Source organism: Pararobbsia alpina, assembly GCF_965118125.1.
GTDB lineage: Bacteria > Pseudomonadota > Gammaproteobacteria > Burkholderiales > Burkholderiaceae > Pararobbsia > Pararobbsia alpina_A.
The window spans coordinates 1,783,017-1,802,396 of record NZ_OZ221287.1; the positions used below are offsets into that span (position 1 = coordinate 1,783,017).

Below are 19,380 nucleotides of genomic sequence, written 5' to 3' on the forward strand. Positions count from 1 at the left end.
TTCGATCATTTTTACCGCGACGCAGCATGTCGCGGCCGCACCGGCACGCATTGGCCCGCGTCGCGATTTCGCGATGGGTGGCACAATGACCGGAGCGACCAACCAGGAGTATTTATGAGCTGGCTCGACAAACTGTTGCCGCCGAAGATCAAACAAACGGATCCGGCGAGCCGCAAGAGCATTCCCGAGGGCCTGTGGATCAAGTGCCCGCAATGCGAATCGGTGCTGTACCGGACCGACGTCGCCGCGAATCTGTCGGTTTGCCCGAAGTGCGATCACCACATGCGCATCAATGCGCGTGCGCGTCTCGATGCGCTGCTCGACCCGGAAGGCCGCTACGAAATCGGTCAGGAAGTCGTGCCGGTCGATCCGCTCAAGTTCAAGGACAGCCGCAAGTACCCGGATCGCATCAAGGAAGCGATGGATGAGACCGGCGAAACCGACGCGATGGTCGTGATGGGCGGGGCGATCCACACGCTGCCGGTCGTGGTCGCGTGCTTCGAGTTCGCGTTCATGGGCGGCTCGATGGGGTCGGTGGTCGGCGAGCGTTTCGCTCGCGGCGCGCAGAACGCGCTCGAGCAGCAGGTGCCGTTTATCTGCGTGACGGCTTCGGGCGGTGCGCGGATGCAGGAAAGCCTGCTGTCGCTGATGCAGATGGCCAAGACGACCTCCATGCTGACGAAGCTGTCCGACGCGAAGCTGCCGTTTATTTCGGTGCTGACCGATCCGACGATGGGCGGCGTGTCGGCGAGCTTTGCGTTCCTCGGTGACGTCGTCATCGCGGAACCGAAGGCGCTGATCGGCTTTGCCGGCCCGCGCGTGATCGAACAGACGGTGCGCGAGAAGCTGCCGGAAGGCTTCCAGCGTGCCGAGTTCCTGCTCAAGTCGGGCGCGATCGACATGATCGTCGACCGCCGCAAGATGCGTGAGGAAATCGCGCGCCTGCTCGCGCTGCTGACGCGCCTGCCGGCCGACGCGGTGGCCTGACCCACGGACCCGACGCACGCACTCGGTACGCTTGCCTGAGCGCCATGTCGACACGGTCGCTGGCGTGCTTGCCGCTCCGAGTGCCTACCCGATGATTCAACGCGGCTTCGGCCGCGTTTGCTTTTTGCACTGATGACTACCTTCGCGACACTCGGCGACTGGCTCGCCCACCTCGAAACGGCACACCCGGTCGGCATCGACATGGGCCTCACGCGCATCGGCAAGGTCAAGGACGCACTCGGCCTGAAGTTCGAATGCCCGGTCTTCACGGTCGGCGGTACGAACGGCAAGGGCTCGACGTGTGCGCTGATCGAAACGATCCTGCTGCGCGCCGGCTACAAGGTCGGCTGCCATACATCGCCGCATCTGCTGTCGTTCAACGAGCGGGCACGGCTCAACGGTGTGGATGCGAGCGACGAAGCGCTGATCAAGCATTTCGAGATCGTCGAAGCCGCGCGCACGAGCATGGCCGAGCCGGTGTCGCTGACGTACTTCGAATTCACGACGCTTGCGATCATGCATTTGTTCGCAAGTTCGGGGCTCGACGCGGTGATCCTCGAGGTCGGTCTTGGCGGACGTCTCGACGCCGTCAACGTGATCGATACCGACTGCGCGGTGATTGCCAGCATCGATATCGACCATGCCGAGTATCTCGGCGATACGCGCGAGAAGATTGCGTTCGAGAAGGCGGGGATTTTCCGCACCGGACGGCCGGCCGTGTGCGGCGATCCGCTCGCGCCGCAGACGCTCATCGACTACGCCACCGAAATCGGTGCCGATCTGTGGCTCGTCGGCCGCGACTTTCGCTACGACGCGCAGCCCGGCGCCGAGCGGCAGCAATGGAGCTACTCGGGCCGCACGATGAAGCGCCCGGCGCTCGCGTACCCCGCGCTGCGCGGCGCAAACCAGTTGCTCAACGCATCGGCTGCGCTGGCTGCGCTCGAGGCGATGCGTGATCGCCTGCCGGTGTCGGCGCAGGACATCCGCCTCGGACTCGCGAATGTCGAACTGCCGGGACGCTTCCAGGTCGTGCCGGGCAAGCCTCAGGTGATCCTCGACGTCGCACACAATCCGCATGCGGCGGCGGTGCTCGCGCAGAACCTTGGCAATATGGGCTACTTCCCGTACACCTACGCGGTGTTCGGCGCGATGAAGGACAAGGACATCGCGGGCATCCTGCGCCAGCTCAAGGACGAGATCGATTTCTGGTATGTGACCGATCTGCCGACCCCGCGCGCGGCGACTTCCGAGATGCTTGAACGCTACTTGCGGGAAGCCGGTGTTACCGACGATGCGGACCATGGCGTGCAGCGATTCGACTCGGCGCAAGCCGCATTCGCCGCAGTGCAAGAAAAAGCGGGCGAAAATGATAGAATCGTGGTCTTCGGATCGCACTACACTGTCGCGGACGTGATGGCGTACCGAAAACTCCAGCATCATTGACCCCCGAACGGGATCCACGCAGCCAATATGGGCCTTTTTTCCTTCGGCAACAAAGACGCCTCGACGACGTCTGGGCGTGGCAGCAATCCGTCCGGCAGCACCGGGCGCACGAGCCGGCGGGGCGCGGATCGCGCCGAGCGGGCCGAGACCGAGGGATTTCGCCGCCGGCGCCAGAGCGAGCCGGCCGACGCGAACATGCTGGATCCGACCCTTCCCGAAAAGCAACGCGCGCGCCGCCGCCTGATTGGCGCGATTGCGCTCGTGCTCGCCGCCGTCGTGATTCTTCCGATGGTGCTCGACTCCCATCCGAAGCCCGCGACCGACGGCATTGCCATCGAGATTCCCGCGCACGACGACGCCCCGGCCCCGGGCGCGGCGTCGGCATCAGCGGGTTCGACCGCGGCCTACGAGGCGGCTGACGACGACAACGGCCCGAACACCGGACCTGCGGCGGGCGCGTCTACGCCGGCTACGGCAGGCGTCGCCGGCGTCGGCCCGGCCAGCAGCGCGACTCAGGGCGCAGGCGCGAAGGCGTCGGCCAACGCTGCCAATGCGTCAAACACGGGTACGAAGTCTGCGGGTAAATCGGCGGGTGCATCGTCGGGCAATGCGACCACCGCAGCCACCTCGAATGCGCCGGCAGCGCGAACGACCGGAGGCGGAACAGGCACCGCTGCGACGACCGCCACGAACACCACAAGCAGCACGGACAGCAGCGGCGACCAGGCCGGCAAGAGCGAAGCGACGACCGCGGCCAAGGCGCCGACGGCCAACGATGCGCCGCCGGCCGGAAGCCACTTTGTCGTCCAGATCGGCTCGTTTGCGAGCGACGCCCCGGCACAAGCCTGGGTCGTCAAGTTGAAAGCGGCGGGTGTGCCCGCATATGTGCAGCACGCGCGCCAGGATGACGGTACCGATCGCGTGCTGGTGCGGGCGGGCCCGTTTGTGGACCGGGCGGCGGCGGAAGCGGCAGTGCGCAAGGTGCGCACGGTGGAGGCGCCGACCGACGCGGCCAACGCTAACGCGGGCCACTGATGCGGCCTGGGGTGGGCGTGTCGAAGCGGGGCGCAAACGTGCGCATCGCATCTGACGCGAGTCGGAGACCGGTGCGATGCTGACCGGATTCGACTACGCGGTCATGATCGTGATCGGGCTGTCGGCGCTGCGTGGCATGTGGCGCGGGCTGCTCGCAGAAATATTTGCGCTGGCGGGATATGTGATCGCATTTCTCGTCGCGAGGCACTATGTTGGAGAGGTCGCCAGCTGGATTCCATCGACATGGCCCGGCGGCGAGATGACGCAATTGCTGTTAGCCTTCGGGCTGCTCTTTGTCGCCACGATGCTCGTGATCGGTGTATTGGCCGCGCTGGCCAACCGGGTCACTGAAGCGACGGGGCTGCGGGCGGTGGATCGCTCGCTGGGCATGGTGTTCGGGCTCGCGCGCGGGGTCTTGCTGGTGCTGCTGATCGTGGCACTCGCGGGGCTCACGACCTTGCCTCAACATGAATTTTGGCGCAATGGACTGCTGCGGCCCTATGCCGAGCAGGGCGTGCGCGGATTGAAGCCGCTCTTGCCGGATCCGGTGGCGGCCTATGTGCATTACTGAGTTGTTGGACGAATGCCCGTGCGGGCATTTGCATGCACAAGGTCTGAATTGCCGGGGCAAGCGCGACGTGAAGGATTCGGTTCACTAGAAGGACGTGCCATGTGCGGCATCGTAGGCGTAGTAGCGAAATCTCCCGTCAATCAGCTGATCTATGACAGCTTGCTGCTCCTGCAGCACCGGGGTCAGGATGCGGCCGGCATCGCAACAGCGAACGGCAGCAATTTCCACATGTACAAAGCGAACGGCATGGTCCGCGACGTGTTCCGCACGCGCAACATGCGATCGCTGCCCGGCACGACGGGCATCGGCCAGGTTCGCTATCCGACGGCAGGTTCCGCGTCGAGCGAGGAAGAAGCGCAGCCGTTCTACGTGAACGCGCCGTACGGCATCATCCTTGCGCACAACGGCAACCTCACGAACTGGCAACAGCTCAAGGAAGAGATGTTCCGGATCGACCGCCGGCATCTGAACACGAACTCCGACACGGAAGTGCTGCTCAATGTGCTCGCGCACGAGCTGCAGATGACGAGCACGGAGTTGTCGCTCGACGCCAACACGGTGTTCAAGGCGGTCAATGGCGTGCACAAGCGCGTGAAAGGGTCCTACGCAATCGTCGCGCTGATCGCCGGTTACGGCCTGCTCGCATTCCGCGATCCGCACGGCATCCGCCCCTTGTCGCTCGGCAAGCAGGAAACGGCGAATGGCGTTGAATGGATCGTCGCTTCGGAGTCGGTCGCGATCGAAGGCATCGGTTTCGAGTTCGTGCGCAATCTGGCACCCGGCGAAGCGGTCTTTATCGATCTCGACGGCAATATCAGCTCGCAGCAATGCGCGGACAATCCGTCGCTTTACCCGTGCATTTTCGAATACGTGTACCTCGCACGTCCGGATTCGGTGCTCGACGGCGTGCCCGTGTATAACGCGCGTCTGCTGATGGGCAACTATCTCGCCGAGAAGATCAAGCGCGAACTGCCCGATGTCGAGATCGACGTCGTGATGCCGATTCCCGATTCGAGCCGCCCGGCCGCGATGCAGGTCGCGAACAAGCTCGGTGTCGAATACCGCGAAGGCTTCTTCAAGAATCGTTACGTCGGCCGCACCTTCATCATGCCGGGCCAGGCTGTGCGCAAGAAGTCGGTGCGCCAGAAGCTCAACGCGATGGGCGTCGAGTTCAAGGGCAAGAACGTGCTGATCGTCGACGACTCGATCGTGCGCGGCACGACGAGCCAGGAAATCGTGCAGATGGCACGCGACGCGGGCGCGAACAAAGTGATCTTCGCCTCGGCCGCACCGCCGGTTCGTTTCCCGAACGTCTACGGTATCGACATGCCGACGCGCGGCGAGCTCGTTGCGCATGGCCGTACCGACGAAGAAGTCGCGAAGCTCATCGGCGCGGATTACCTCGTGTATCAGGATCTCGAGGACATGAAGCGCGCAGTGCGCGATATCAATCCCGCGCTGAAGGACTTCGAGGCTTCGTGCTTTGACGGCAACTACGTCACGGGCGATATCACGGACGGTTATCTCGACCGCATCGAGCAGGCTCGGTTGTTGCCGGCTGCGCAGAATGACCGTGACCCCACCGGCGACGGCAGCCACGACGCTGAACCCCCGGTGCGCTCGCAACTGCACCTGCAGTTGTCGGCGTAAGCGTCCTGCGACGCCCTGAGTGGGCGTCTCAGGCAGCGGCCCAAGCAGCGTCCCTGGTGGCGCGTTGCACCAGCATGATCCCGACGGCATCGGTACCTTGAGGTCCGATGCCGTTGTTGTTTGTGCTGAACGACATGCCGCGATCAGGGGAAGTCATGGGCATCGCGCGTCTTGGGTGCGACGTGCTACTATCGACCCCACGCGTAGATTTGAATCAGCTTGCGGACGCGGGAGCTCAGGCTCCGAACCAGCTAAAGCGAGGAGCCGCCGGGGCCGCACGAATCCGCCCGGCGCGAGTTTTCAAGCCCGCTTTGCATGACTGCAAAGCGGGCTTTTGCTTTTTAAGGACCGGAAACATGGACGACCAGACCCAGCGCGAAGCATTGAACTTTGACGAACTCGGTTTCGATACGGCCGCCGTACGCGCGGGCACGCAGCGCAGCGAATACAACGAGCATGCCGAGGCATTGTTCCTGACGTCGAGTTTTTGCTTCAAGTCGGCGGCGGAAGCGGCCGAACGCTTTGCCAACTCGGAAGACTTTTTCACCTACTCGCGCTTTACGAACCCGACGGTCACGATGCTGCAGGACCGTCTTGCCGCGCTCGAAGGCGGCGAGGCCTGTATCGCGACGGCCTCGGGCATGAGCGCGATCCTGTCGATCGTGATGAGCGCGTGCAATGCGGGCGACCATATCGTCAGCTCGCGGAGCATCTTCGGCTCGACGCTGAACCTGTTTTCAACGGTGTTTTCGCGCTTCGGCATCACGACGACGTTTGTCGACCCGAACGATCTCGATGCGTGGCGCGCGGCGGTGCAGCCGAATACGCGTCTGTTCTTTCTCGAGACGCCGTCGAATCCGCTGACCGAAGTGTCGGACATCCGTGCAGTCGGTGAGATTGCACGCGAAGCCAATGCGCTGTTCGTCGTCGACAACTGTTTCTGTTCGCCGGCGCTTCAGCGACCGCTTGAACACGGTGCCGACGTCGTCGTGCACTCGGCGACGAAGTACATCGACGGCCAGGGCCGTGTGCTCGGCGGCGCGATCATCGGCAAGCGCGACTTCGTCATGGGCAAGGTGTTTGTGTTCGTGCGCACCACGGGCCCCTCGCTGTCTGCCTTCAATGCGTGGTTGATGCTGCGTGGCCTCGAGACGCTGCCGATCCGCATGGAGCGCCAGTCGGCGAATGCGTTCACGATCGCTCAATGGCTCGAGACGCAACCCGCGATCAAGCGTGTCTGGTATCCGTCGCTCAAGTCGCATCCGCAACACGAGGTGGCGATGCGTCAGCAGAAGACCGGTGGCGCGCTGGTCGCATTCGAGTTGCACGGCGACACGCCCGAGGCGCAACGCGCGAATGCGTGGCGCGTGATCGATCAGACGCGGGTGTGCTCGATCACCGGCAATCTCGGTGATACGCGCACGACGATCACGCATCCGGCGAGCACGACGCACGCTCGCGTGACGCCTGAGGCGCGCGCTGCCGCGGGTGTCACGGAAGGCGTGATTCGTTTGTCGGTCGGGCTCGAGGATCCGCAGGACATCTGTAACGATCTCGCGCGCGGACTAGCCTGACGCGCTCGATGTTTAGCAGCCGAGGCAGTTCGGCGTGCAGCGGCAATGGAAGTGGTCTTAACGCGGCGGCCGGGCCTTGGCGCCGCGTTTGAGCTTTAGCGGCTCAGGCGCCGCGAGTCTTGCCGTCGCTGCGCTCCGCGTTGCGCCACTTGCCGGGCGTGACGCCGAACCGCGCCGAGAACGCATGAGTCAGTGCAGACTGATCGGTGAAGCCGCACGCCATGGCGATATCGGCGAGACTGCGCTGACGTTCGCTCATCATGCGTGCTGCATGCTCGACGCGTAACCGCAGCAGATACCGATGCGGCGTGATGCCGAACTCCGCGACGAAGCGGTCGTGGAAACTGCGCACGCCGCAACCGCAAAACGAGGCGAGGCCGGGAATGGACAGCGGCTCGGCGAGATGGGCGCGCAAATACGCATCGACGCGCGACAGCGTAAAGCGGTCGGTATTCGCGTGACCCGCGCCTTGCATGCGTTCGAGCACGACGTCACACAAGCGTGCGGTGGCTTGCCAATGCGCAAAGCGATCCGTGCTGTCGCGCAGTGACGCGAGCTTGCCGACCCATGAGGCAAATTCCGCGTCGATGGGGATCACGGAGGGGCGATCGAAGATCCGCCGCGGCAAGGTGAGTGCATCGACGGGGACGTCGACGATCAGTTGCCGGTTGTTGGTGCCGATCCCGAGGTAATCATGGCGCGCACCGACCGGGATAATCACGCCAAGTGAAGGCGCGACGCACATGGCGAGGTGGTCGACTTCCACCTCGAGACCGCCCTCGATGCCGAGCGCGATCTGGTGATAGCTATCATGCGCGTCGCTCGCGCTGACTTCATCGTAGCTGCGCACCGTGACGACGGGCGAAGCATAGGTCAGCGCACTGCCTGCCATGATCGGACTCAGACGCCGAGCAGTTCGACTTCGAATACGAGCGTTGCGTTGGGCGGAATGACGCCGCCGGCACCGCGCACACCATAGCCGAGTTGCGGCGGAATCGTCAGCTTGCGCACGCCGCCGACCTTCATGCCTTGCACGCCTTCGTCCCAGCCGCGAATCACGTGACCCGCGCCGAGCGGGAACGAGAACGGCTCGTTGCGATCCTTGCTCGAATCGAACTTCTGTCCGTCGGTCAGCCAGCCCGTGTAGTGAACACTGACCATGGCGCCTTTCGTTGCTTCAGGACCGTCACCTTCGGTCAGGTCTTCATACTTCAAACCGGAATCGGTCGTAATTGCAGCCATTATTGGCGCCTCCTCAAAATGATCCGCCATGGTAACTCAGCGGACGTACAGAACTGTAAGCGTCGCCCCTATAATCTGCTAAACGATGTTCTAGCGAGGGCTTTCGCCTTGTCTGAATCCACGACTGCTTCCGACATGAGTTCCGATACCCGGTCAACGACCACGGGCGCACAGCAGAATGTGACGTCCGGTGGCGCACCCGACGCCACGTCTTCCGATCTTGCGTTCGTACACGAACGCGCTGCGCGCGTGCGCGCCGAGTCGCAGGTATTTGCCCGCGATCAGGTGCTGTCGACCGCCTCACACGATCTGCGCGGCCCCCTCAACGCGATTCATACGTGGGCCCACGTGCTCGAGCGCAAGCTCGGCGAAGCGGACGCATCGATTGGTCGCGCGCTCGCCGGGATCCGCGCGGGCGTCGAGCAGCAGGTATCGCTGATCGAAAAGATTATCGACGCGCCCCGCATGGCCACGCGCCATCTGGTCATCGCGCGCCGCCCGGTCGGGCTCGAGGCGCTTTGCCAGGACGCTATCGCCAACGCGCGCCTGACGCAGGGCGGCGGCGAGATCGTGCTCGAATGGAATGGCGAATCCCGCGAAGTGTCCGTCGATGCAGAGCGCATCTGGCAGGCGTGGTGGTGCATGCTCGCGTATGCGCACGAACTGGCCGCGGCGGCGGCCGACAACGCGGCGTCGCTGGCTGCGATCGGTACGCCGGGCACGGTGCGCGTGCTTCGCGTGACGACCGAGCAGGGCAACTGCATCACGACGCTGACTACGGCGGCACCTGCGCTGGAGCGTTCGGTGCTCGAGCAGAATCTCGCCTTGCCGCGACGGGTGGCCGAAGCCCATGGCGGCCAGTGTTCGATCGAACCTCACGACGAGGCCGGCGAACTCTCGATCACGATGGTGATTGCGCTGACGAGCCGCGACTAGGCTCAAAACCAGGCTCAAACCAGGCTCAAACCAAACTCAAACCAGGCTCAGCTGATCGGGTTCGTCAGCAAAGCGACCGGGCACGTGGCGAGCAGATCCTTCAGCAAGCGCATCGGAGCCGGTTTGAGCTGACGATCCGATGCGATATCGACGGTCGCGCGCTGCAGCGCTTCGGGCACGGCGATCGACGTCTCCCCCCAATCCGCCGCGTTGACGAGCGGTGTCGACGCGGCGCCGAGAATGGCGCCCGGCAGCAGGGTCGCCACGGCGACGGCGACGTCACCGCTTGCCGGATCGATACGGCCGAAGGCGATGGCGTGCGCCGCCATCGGACCTTGAATCTCGAGCGGGATGTAGTCGCCGCCCACGAACAACCCCGGCCGATGGGCACGCAACGCGAGCGCGCGCTGTATCAACGCGAGCTTGACCGAGCCGTCGCGCCATTGGGCGACCCGCGCGGCGGGTGACGCATCGGAGAGTGCGGCCAGCAAGGCCCGCCGTTTCGCGAAGTCGACCGGGCGACGGTTGTCCGGATCGACGAGCGAGAAGTCCCACAGTTCCGTGCCCTGGTACAGGTCGGCGACGCCCGGCCCGCAGACCCGCATCAGCGTTTGCGTGAGGCTGTTGATCGCGCCGGCCGGTGCGATCGCATCGACAAACTGAGCGAGCTCCTGCACAAACGGATTCGGCCGGTCGGACGAAAGAATCGCCTGAAGGAAGCGCTGGCACGCCGTTTCGTAATCGACGTTGGGCGCAAACCAGTCGGTGCGCAGCTTGGCCTCGCGGAGCGCCTTCTCGAGCCAGCCTGCCATGCGATCCGCGAACGCCTGGATCCCCGGCGCATCACCGGGGGAAAGCTCCGGCGGCCATGCGCCCACAAGGGCCTCATACAGCATCGATTCGACCGTGGCCTCCGGCCCGATTGCGACACTCGCACCATGCCCGCCATCGGCTTTGTGCTGCGCGTTGAGCTTGCTCCATGCCGCGACGACCGACGCCCATCTCTCGGGAATTTCGCTGAGCACCGCCAGACGTGCGCGCGTGTCTTCCCCCCGCTTGTGATCGTGCGTCGCGGTCGTGAGCCACGCACGCGGGAAATCGCGCGCTCGCTGCTGCAGGGTCGTGTGAAAGTCCGCCACCGACATCGCGAGCTGTGCCGGATTCGCGCCGACTTCATTGCGCGACAGCAAGCGCCCATAGCGATAGCACAAGGTATCTTCGATCGACTTCGCGGCGGTCGGCGACGTGAGCTGCGAGAACACAATCAGCGCGGCACGCCGATGCGAGCCGGCCGGCGTCGGGTATCCCGGGGCACTCGCCGAACCCGGGTCGGCGCCCGGCATCGGCGCACCGCCGAGCCAGCTGTCGAGCCGTTCGAGCAAGGCATGATCGGCGGTGCGCAGCGCCGCGCGTGCCGCCTCGCGAGCGCGATCGAAGAAGCGATTGTCTTCGACGCTGCGCAGGCCGTTCTCCGGATAGATCCGATAGACGGGGAAGTGCACCACGTACTCGATCAGCACACGCTTGATGGACGCGAAGGTCGAATCGCGCGTCGTGATGTCGTCTCGCGCGATCCGGTGCAATGCGCGTGCGCACCGGTCGACTTCCGCGGCCAGGTTTTCGGCGAGCACCTGACGCTTGGCGCGCAAGGTCTGCTCTTCGAGCGTCGCGGTCGACGCCGCCTGTAGCGAGGCCCACCATGCGTCGAGCGGTGCGGCACCCGATGCGTCGTGCATCAACATGCCGACCTGATTCATGAAGTCGTAGCCTGTCGTGCCATCGACCTGCCAGTCGTCGCGCATCGGTTCATCGTGAGCAAGGATCTTCTCGACCACCAGCACAGGCGGCATATCGCGTAGCGCTGCCGGGCGTTGGCCCTGCAATGCGTCCATCCGCTGGCGGAGCCGCTGGCAATACTCGCGCGGCTCGGCCAGCCCGTCGACGTGATCGATGCGCAGCCCGTCGATGATGCCGTCGCCATAGAGGCGCAGCACGAGTCCGTGCATCGCTTCGAATACGTCGGGACGTTCGACGCGCATGCCGATCAGCGACGAAATATCGAAGAAGCGCCGCCAGTTGACCTCGTCGGCCGCCGTGCGCCACGAGGCGAGCCGAAAGTGCTGGCGTTCGAGCAAGCGATGCAAGGCCTCGGGGGCCGCATAGGCGGCGATCACCGAGTCGAGCGCGGACGTATGCCGCGGCACCGCCGCAAAGGTACGGAAGGTGCGCTGTGCGGCGACGGCGCGCGAGCGGTCCTCGGGTTGTGTCGTGAGGTCCTGGAAGGCTTCGACGAGCGGCGCGAGCACGGACAGCTCGCCTTGTCGAAACATGGCGACGTAATCCGTCGGGCAGATCGGAAAGCGATGCGGGCCATACTCAACGACAAACTGCCCGCGTTGCGCGCTCCATGCGAGGCGGATATGGCCGGCTTGCAACTCATCGCCGTATGCGCCGCCGAGAAACGGCGCAAGCACTTTGCCACGGAGCGCCGGGTCGGGCGAATGCCAGTCCACGTCGAAATGGCGCGCGAATTCGCTATGCCGGCCCCACGTCAGGATATCGAGCCACCATGCGTTGTGCGCGTTGCCCGCGCCCATATGATTGGGCACGAAGTCCGCAATCAATCCCATGCCGTGCGTGCGCAGACGCTCGACCAGCCGGATCAGCGCGGCCTCGCCGCCGAGTTCTTCGTTGACACGCGAATAGTCGACGGTGTCATACCCGTGCGTCGAACCCGGTTGCGCCGTCGTGATGGGTGACGCATAGACGTGACTGATGCCGAGCGCGGCAAAGTAATCGACGAGCGCCGCCGCATCGTCGAACGTAAAGTCGCGATGAAACTGGAGGCGGACCGTCGAGCGCAGGGCAGTCATGAGCGTGGGAAAAATTGGCGGATGGCGAGCACGCGATCAGCCAGCGTCGGCTGCTCGAGCAATGCGTCGAACGGCGCCGCAACGCGGCGTCGCCAGTTCGGATGTTCGTCGATCGATCCGGGCAGGTTCGGCTGGTCGGCGAGGCCGAGCAGATCCTCGAGCGGATAGATCACGAGCGGAGCCGGTGTCTTCGCGATATAGGCGAGCGCCTCGTCAACGGGAGGCTGCTCGGGCGGCGCGGCATCCGCAGGTGCAATGCCCGTTTGCTGAAACGCCTCCCAGAGCAGCGTACGATCGCGCTTGCGTTCGAGATGGGCGAGTGCGACAGGGTCCTGTCCGTCGGGAAGCTTCGCCGTCTGGCCGATCCGGTTGCGCCAGTCGATATCGTCGCCGGCCCACCATCCGGTGACCGTCGGCAGGTCGTGTGTCGTGGTCGTCGCGACCGCATGCGCGGACCAGCGGTCCGGTGCGATAAAGCGCTCGACGGGAACGGGCGTTGGAATAGTCGCCGGCGTACCCCTCATTTGGGCCGGCGCGTCCGCGTGCGTATCCACTCCGTGCTTCGGCGTTGCATCGGCGGGCATCTCCGTCGAGCGCTTTTGCGTTACGTTGTCGTCGATACCGTCTGCGACCCGGTCCGCAGCGGCTTCAGCGGGTGTCGCCGTCGTCGGCGTGGCTGCGGTGTCGGGCGCGTCCTTCTTGCGTTCGAACCAGAGCACGCGAATACCCAGCAGCTCGCTCTCGGACAGTCGCTCGCGCATCCCGCCGGGAACGGTGCCGAGGTCCTCACCGATCACGATCGCACGGTGTCGCCACGATTCGAGCGCGATCAGCCGCAGCAGATCGTCGAACGGATAGTGCAGATAGGCTCCGTCGCGTGCCGAGGAGCCGTCCGGCACGAGCCACAGGCGACGCAGGCCGAGAATATGATCGATACGCACGCCGCCCGCATGTCGGAACGACGCGCGCAGCATGTCGAGAAACGCGCTGAAGCCCTGGTTGATCATGCCGCGCGGGGAAAAGGTCGTCAGGCCCCACGCCTGTCCGACCTGATTGAAGAGGTCGGGCGGCGCGCCGACCGATACGCCCTGCAGCATCTCGCGCGGGTAGCCCCATGCATGACTGCCCGCACTGTCGCAGCCGACGGCCAGGTCGGCGACCAGTCCGACGGCCATGCCGGCCGCGCGCGCGTCGGCTTGTGCACGTGCAAGACCCCGATGGGCGAGCCATTGAAGAAACGCGTGAAACGTGACCTCGTGCGGCATAGACGCCACGGCCTCGGTCACTGCCGCGCTATTGGGATCACGCAACGCGGCAGGCCAGTTCCGCCAGTAGCCGGCGTCAGGTGATTCCGCGAGAAACGCGGCCTGAATCGCCTCGAAGCGCGCGTGATCTTCGAGGGGCTTGCCGTAGTCGCGACGAAACGCGTCGAGTTCGGCCAACGGCGCCTCGCCGAAATGGCCCTCCCGCATCTGATCGAAGAGCCTGCGCAGGATCGCGAGGCGGGCGCGGCCCGCGCGCGGCCAATCGATCAGCGCCAGTCCTTCGAGTTCAGCGAGTGTGCCTTCCAGTCCGAGCGCATGAATGGCGGCACGCGCGGGTTCCTGTCCGAATGCCTCGACCGGGTCGATATGTAACACATTCAGGAACAGACGACTCGAGGGCGAGTAAGGGCTGAACTTGTCGGGCTGCGCGGAGAACATCGCATGCACCGGGCTGATCGCCAATGCATCACCGCCTTGCTTGCCAAGATGTTGAGCGACATGACCCAGTGCCGAATACGTCCCAATGCCGCCGTCTCCCGGCTCGCGCAAGCCATAGAGCTGGACGCCCACCCCCCAGCCGCGTCCGGACTGTGCACGCGCGGCGCTGTTCATTGCATCGGCCACGCTATAGCAGTGGCGCGGTGCGACCGCCAGCGTGCATTGGCGATTGTCGATCGTCAGCGTGTGATATCCCGTTTCCGTAATGGGCGCGAGAATGGCCGGCTCGCCCTTGGGCACCGAGAGCAGGCCTTCGATCACGCCGCCTTGCTCGAGATCGATCCGGTAACGCGTGCCGGACTTGTGCGCGGACGCCGAGAATGAAATCGCGCGATCGACTTCGGCTGTCATGAGCTTCGGCACATGCGTGCGCCGCTGCTCGGCATCGAGCAGAGCGAGGGACTCGCGAGCCTGCGAGGTGCTTGCGCACGGCAGTTCTAGACGCTCGAGCAGCACGCGCAGCACGTCGTCGTTGACCCGCTGCGGCAGATGCTGGGCGTTCTCCCACTCGACCTCGATGCCCGCGCGTTCGGCGAGCTCGACGAGCAGCTTGCTGCTTGCCGCGCGTGGGGGGCGTTGCGTGTCAGTCATGCGCTGGCCTCCGGATGGGCGCGGACAAATCCGTGCAGATCGCCCGTTAACCATGCGACTGCCGCGTGGGCGGGCAGGCGATGGGCGTCGAGATGGTCCCGCACGCGATCGGGCGTTTCGAAAATGATCCGGCCGGGTGGCATATCGCCAAGCGACAGTTCGGTATCGCCGAGGTTGACGGCGATCGTCAGCGTTTCGCCGTCGCCAAGTTGCCATTGCGCGCGCACACCACCGCCTTTGCCGCGGGATACGCGCGCGCCGTACTCGCCGCTACCGTTTGCCGTCTTACTCGATACCGCCGCTCCCGATACCGGCGCTGCGCGGCGTGCGGCCATGAGTGCTGCGGTTTCCCCATCGGGCGCAGGCGGTTCGTTGAGCACCTGTGCGCCGAGCGAACGCGTGCGCTCGAGTCTGGGAATCAGCAGCTTGTGGCGCACGGCGAGCGCCGATTGATAGAAGTGCCGCCACTCGCGCGGGGTCATCGTCGCCCTATCCGCATCCGTATCGGCTTCCGTCTGCGAGTCGGCACCGCTATCTGTATCGGTGCCGGATTCAGATTGGACATGAACATCGTCGCGCAGATAGTCGCGCGCGGAACGCTGGAACGTGGCCAGGTCGTTCGGATCGGGAATATCGGCGCGTCGCTGCGGGTCTGAAAACGCCGAGAACTTCGCGAATTCCTTGCGGCGGCCTTCGCGGACTGCGTTCGCAAGATCGCCTTCATAGTCCGTGAAGAAGAGGAAGGGTTGTGTGCTGCCGGCTTCCTCGCCCATAAAAAGCAGCGGAATTTGCGGGGAAAGCAACATCAGCGCGATTGCCGCGCGTAACGCGTCGTGATGGGCCAGCAGCGTCAACCGCTCGCCCATCGCGCGATTGCCGATCTGATCGTGATTCTGCAAAAAGAACACAAAGGCCGTCGGCGGCAACTCCGCACTGGGCTCCCCGCGCGGACGATCATCATGAATCGGCGAAGGCTCGCCCTGGTAGACAAAGCCTTCGGCCAGGGCGCGAGCGAGCTTGCGTGCGGGCGCCTGCGCATACGCGCCGTAATAGCTCTCCGTTTCGCCCGTGAGCATGACGTGCAGCGTGTTGTGAACGTCGTCATTCCATTGCGCGTCGAAGTGACAGACGTGACCGCGCGTGCGGGTCATCAGACTGGCTTCGTTGGCCTCGTTCTCGAGGACAAGGTGAACGTGCCGGTCATATTCGGCGGATCGGCGAACGTGTTCGGCCATGTCCTTGAGCCACTGGGTATTGCCGATCGCGTGAACTGCATCGAAGCGCAGGCCGTCGATCCGGTATTCGTGAATCCAGTACAGCGCGTTTTCGATAAAGAACTGTCCGGTTTCGGCATGATCGAAATCGATCGCCGGTCCCCATGGGGTATGGGTCCCCTCCTTGAAAAACGGCGCTGCATAGCTGAGCAGGTAGTTGCCGTCCGGGCCGAAGTGGTTGTAGACCACATCGACGAACACCTGAAGCCCGAATCCATGCGCCGCATCGATCAAGGCCTTGAGCTCGTCGGGGGTGCCGTAAGCCGAGTCGGGCGCAAACGGCAGCACGCCGTCGTAACCCCAGTTATGCCGCCCCGAGAAGTCGGACAACGGCATCAGTTCGATCGCCGTGACGCCGATCGCGGCAAGCTCGGGCAGCCTTGCGCTGACGCCGCGATATCCGCCCATCGCGCCGACGTGCACTTCATAGAGCACCGTTTCGGTCCAGGGCCGTCCACGCCAGTCCGTATTCGACCAACGATAGGCGCTCGGATCGATGACCATGCTCGGGCCGTGCACATCGTCGGGTTGAAAGCGGGACGCAGGATCGGGGACTTCGAGCCCATCGTCGAACCGATAGCGATAGCGTGCACCGGGTCCGCACTTCGCGGTCGCTTCGAACCATCCCTCGACAGTCGGCGACATCGCAATCGGTGCGAGTCCGTCGACTACCAGCTCCACGCTGTTGCGCGAGGGCGCCCAGAAACGAAAGCAGGTTTCATTGTTGCCAAGCGGCTGAGCGCCGAACGGCAACATATGACGGTGATGATGCTTCTGTGTATCAACTGCACGTTCTGACATGGTTGCGTTCCAGAAGACGGGCTGCATCACTCGACAGAGGGGTCGCGGGGCGCGTCGCTGTCCGCGAAGACGTCGCCGGCTGTCACGCGCTCCGTGCGGTCTTTCGCTGGATCGGATCGTTCGGTTTCAGCTGCGTCCGGCGCGGATTCACGCGGTGTCCGCGGTGTCGATTCCGACGCCTCCGGCGTTGTTGCGTGCGTGTCGAGCCAATCATTGAGCAGGCTCAGCGGATTTCGTGCCCGATAGATGACGACGCTTTGCGCGTTGACGCTCACCGTGCCGCGAGTGGGATCCGTCGCGTCATGGCTTCGCATGCCGGTGGGCTCCGCGCTGTCGAGCAGCAGGTCCCACTCGAGCGCCGGCGCGGGCAGCGTGATCGTGACGGCGTCGCGCTGAGAGTTGAAGATCATGAGCAGTACATCGGTATCCGCCGGGTCGGCACGGCTTGCATCACCGCCTTCGTCACGCGTATCGCCACGCGTGTCATCACGCTCGTCATAACGTCCTTCATTGCGCCAACCCGCGCGACCGCTCTCGGGCGCTCTCGCCGGGCCGGCGCGCCGGCATACGAGCACGCGTTCGTTCGGGTCCTGCCACTCCTCGGCGGTCGGCGGTTGACCGTCGACGTTGAACCACTCGATATCGCGCACCCCCGGCAGCACGTCCCGGTCGCCATAGAGAAAACGCGGTTCGCGCAGCAGGTAGTGCTCACGACGTAAACGCGCGAGGTACGCGGTGTATTGCGTGAGCACGACGTTTTCTGGCTTGTTTGCCGAACGCCAGTCGACCCACGACACGACATTGTCCTGGCAGTACGCGTTGTTGTTGCCCGACTGCGTACGCCCGAACTCATCGCCCGCAAGCAGCATCGGCGTGCCGAGCGAAATAAAGGGCATTGCGAGCATCGCGCGGGCGACCCGTGCGCGTACGGCCAGAATCTCCGGGTCGTCTGTCGTGCCTTCGACGCCCCAGTTGGCGCTGCAGTTTTCGTTGTGCCCGTCGCGGTTGTCTTCGCCGTTGGCTTCGTTGTGCTTGTCGTTGTACGCGACGACATCGGCGAGTGTGAACCCGTCGTGCGCGGCGATGAAATTGACCGTCGCCCACGGACGCCGGTGCTGATGATTGAACATCTCCGCCGATCCCGTGATCCGGCTTGCGAGATCGGGACGCTGCCCCGCATCGCCGCGCCAGTAACGGCGCACGCCGTCGCGAAAGCGGTCATTCCATTCGGCCCAGCCTGGCGGGTGGTGGCCGACCTGATAGCCGCCGGGTCCGATATCCCACGGCTCCGAAATGAGCTTGAGCCGGTTGAGCACCGGGTCCTGGCGCACCGCGTCGAAAAACCCGGCTCCGGGATCAAACCCATGCGCTTCACGTCCCAGCGTCGAGCCGAGATCAAAGCGAAATCCATCGATGTTGTACGACGTGGCCCAGTGGCGCAGCGAGTCCATGATCATCTGAAGCACGCGAGGGTGCGCCGCATTGACCGTGTTGCCGCAGCCCGTGTCGTTGACCTGATGGCGCTCATCGCCCTCGACGAGCCGGTAGTAACTCGCATTGTCGAGACCTCGCCACGACAGCGTCGGACCGAGTTCGTCGGCCTCGCAGGTGTGGTTGTAGACGACATCGAGCAGCACTTCGATCCCGGCGGCGTGAAGCTGGCGTACAGCGACGCGTAATTCGTTCGTATCGCCGCCGGACAGATAGCTTGTCTCCGGCGCAAAGTACGACAACGTGTTGTAGCCCCAGAAATTGCGCAGTCCGCGCGCGAGCAGAAACCGGTCGTTGACGAACGCGTGGATCGGCAGCAGCTCCAGGCTGGTGACACCGAGACGCTTCAGGTGCTCGATAAACGCCTGTTCGCCGAGTGCGGCGAACGTCCCGCGCTCGGGCGGCCGCACGTCGTCGCGCAGCATCGACACGCCGCGGACATGCGCTTCGTAGATGACGGTGTCGGTCCAGGGCACATTAGGCTTGCGATCGAGCGACCAGTCGAACGACTCCGCCGTCACGATCGACTTGGGCACGGCGGGCGCGGAGTCGCGCCGGTCCATCGACAGATCGACACGATTCGACTGGCGCCGATACCCGAACAGGCTGTCCGACCAATGCACCGGACCGGACAACTGACGCGCATACGGATCGACCAGCAGCTTGTGCGGATTGAAGCGCAGGCCTTGCTTCGGGTGATACGTGCCATACGCGCGATACCCGTAGCGCATGCCGGGCTGCGCACCCGGCAAGTAGCCATGCCAGATCTCGTCGGTGCACTCGGGCATCGCGAAGCGCGCCAGTTCCTTGCGGCCTGCCGTGTCGAAGACGCAGAGCTCGATCTTGTCGGCGTTCGCCGAGAAGACGGCGAAGTTCACGCCGAGCCCGTCCCAGGTCGCGCCAAGCGGATAGGGCGCGCCCGCAAGCAGCCGGTCCGCGAACGGATGACCGCGATGGTGCGCGTGTTTTGAAGCTCCGGCGGATTGCCGCGCAGCTGCGGCAGGATCGACGTCACTCATTTGCCATCACCCTCTGGGGCCCGTGCCGGATATCCGGCAAGGCGCCGCGCACCAGACCCTGCGCGCGGCGTCGTTTGTCGTTCACTCCGTGTCCCTGTCGACACCCCCCGATTCGGGGGTGTCGAGCTTG

Annotated in this window: 13 protein-coding genes; 7 read left to right on the top strand and 6 right to left on the bottom strand. The window is 64.5% G+C overall.

The window, feature by feature from the left end; genetic code table 11:
• The first annotated feature begins 114 nt into the window (after positions 1-114).
• The 6 genes from accD (at position 115) to ACMFWR_RS07765 (ending at position 7,260) form a co-directional block, all read left to right on the top strand.
• On the top strand, positions 115-987 hold the full coding sequence (accD, locus tag ACMFWR_RS07740) for an acetyl-CoA carboxylase, carboxyltransferase subunit beta (RefSeq protein ID WP_413194414.1): 873 nt from the start codon (positions 115-117) through the stop codon (positions 985-987).
• Between the two features lie 132 nt (positions 988-1,119).
• Positions 1,120-2,430 carry a bifunctional tetrahydrofolate synthase/dihydrofolate synthase gene (gene folC / locus ACMFWR_RS07745; RefSeq protein WP_413194415.1) on the top strand — a complete coding sequence of 437 codons (1,311 nt, stop codon included), beginning with the start codon at positions 1,120-1,122 and terminating at the stop codon, positions 2,428-2,430.
• A gap of 27 nt (positions 2,431-2,457) precedes the next feature.
• Positions 2,458-3,465 carry an SPOR domain-containing protein gene (locus tag ACMFWR_RS07750; RefSeq protein ID WP_413194416.1) on the top strand — a complete coding sequence of 336 codons (1,008 nt, stop codon included), beginning with the start codon at positions 2,458-2,460 and terminating at the stop codon, positions 3,463-3,465.
• Between the two features lie 76 nt (positions 3,466-3,541).
• Entirely contained in the window at positions 3,542-4,036 is a 495-nt protein-coding gene (locus ACMFWR_RS07755) for a CvpA family protein (RefSeq protein ID WP_413194417.1), read from the top strand.
• Positions 4,037-4,135: 99 nt separating this feature from the next.
• A complete protein-coding gene (gene purF / locus ACMFWR_RS07760) occupies positions 4,136-5,686 on the top strand; it encodes an amidophosphoribosyltransferase (RefSeq protein WP_413194418.1) in 1,551 nt (516 codons plus the stop codon).
• 356 nt (positions 5,687-6,042) lie between these two features.
• Positions 6,043-7,260 carry an O-succinylhomoserine sulfhydrylase gene (locus tag ACMFWR_RS07765; RefSeq protein ID WP_413194419.1) on the top strand — a complete coding sequence of 406 codons (1,218 nt, stop codon included), beginning with the start codon at positions 6,043-6,045 and terminating at the stop codon, positions 7,258-7,260.
• Between the two features lie 103 nt (positions 7,261-7,363).
• Here the strand turns inward: ACMFWR_RS07765 and ACMFWR_RS07770 are convergent, their stop codons facing one another.
• Positions 7,364-8,152, bottom strand: a complete 789-nt coding sequence (locus ACMFWR_RS07770; protein ID WP_413194420.1) for a helix-turn-helix domain-containing protein — start codon at positions 8,150-8,152, stop codon at positions 7,364-7,366.
• Positions 8,153-8,160: 8 nt separating this feature from the next.
• Entirely contained in the window at positions 8,161-8,502 is a 342-nt protein-coding gene (locus ACMFWR_RS07775) for an FKBP-type peptidyl-prolyl cis-trans isomerase (protein ID WP_413194421.1), read from the bottom strand.
• A 135-nt stretch (positions 8,503-8,637) separates the two neighbouring features.
• Between ACMFWR_RS07775 and ACMFWR_RS07780 the strand changes: the two genes are divergently transcribed.
• Entirely contained in the window at positions 8,638-9,438 is an 801-nt protein-coding gene (locus ACMFWR_RS07780; RefSeq protein ID WP_413194422.1) for a sensor histidine kinase, read from the top strand.
• A gap of 47 nt (positions 9,439-9,485) precedes the next feature.
• Here the strand turns inward: ACMFWR_RS07780 and treY are convergent, their stop codons facing one another.
• The 4 genes from treY to glgX are packed head-to-tail and all read right to left on the bottom strand — an operon-like array spanning position 9,486 to position 19,250.
• Positions 9,486-12,311: a malto-oligosyltrehalose synthase gene (gene treY / locus ACMFWR_RS07785; protein WP_413194423.1), complete on the bottom strand. Its 2,826-nt coding sequence runs from the start codon at positions 12,309-12,311 to the stop codon at positions 9,486-9,488.
• Positions 12,308-14,665 (bottom strand): 4-alpha-glucanotransferase, encoded by a 2,358-nt coding sequence (gene malQ, locus ACMFWR_RS07790; protein WP_413194424.1) that lies wholly within the window; start codon positions 14,663-14,665, stop codon positions 12,308-12,310. Before malQ ends, treY begins: the two co-directional genes overlap by 4 nt.
• The gene (gene treZ / locus ACMFWR_RS07795; protein ID WP_413194425.1) at positions 14,662-16,740 is read right to left on the bottom strand and encodes a malto-oligosyltrehalose trehalohydrolase; all 2,079 of its coding nucleotides are present in this window, start codon (positions 16,738-16,740) and stop codon (positions 14,662-14,664) included. Before treZ ends, malQ begins: the two co-directional genes overlap by 4 nt.
• A 26-nt stretch (positions 16,741-16,766) precedes the next feature.
• Entirely contained in the window at positions 16,767-19,250 is a 2,484-nt protein-coding gene (glgX, locus tag ACMFWR_RS07800) for a glycogen debranching protein GlgX (RefSeq protein WP_413194426.1), read from the bottom strand.
• Between the last annotated feature and the right edge of the window lie 130 nt (positions 19,251-19,380).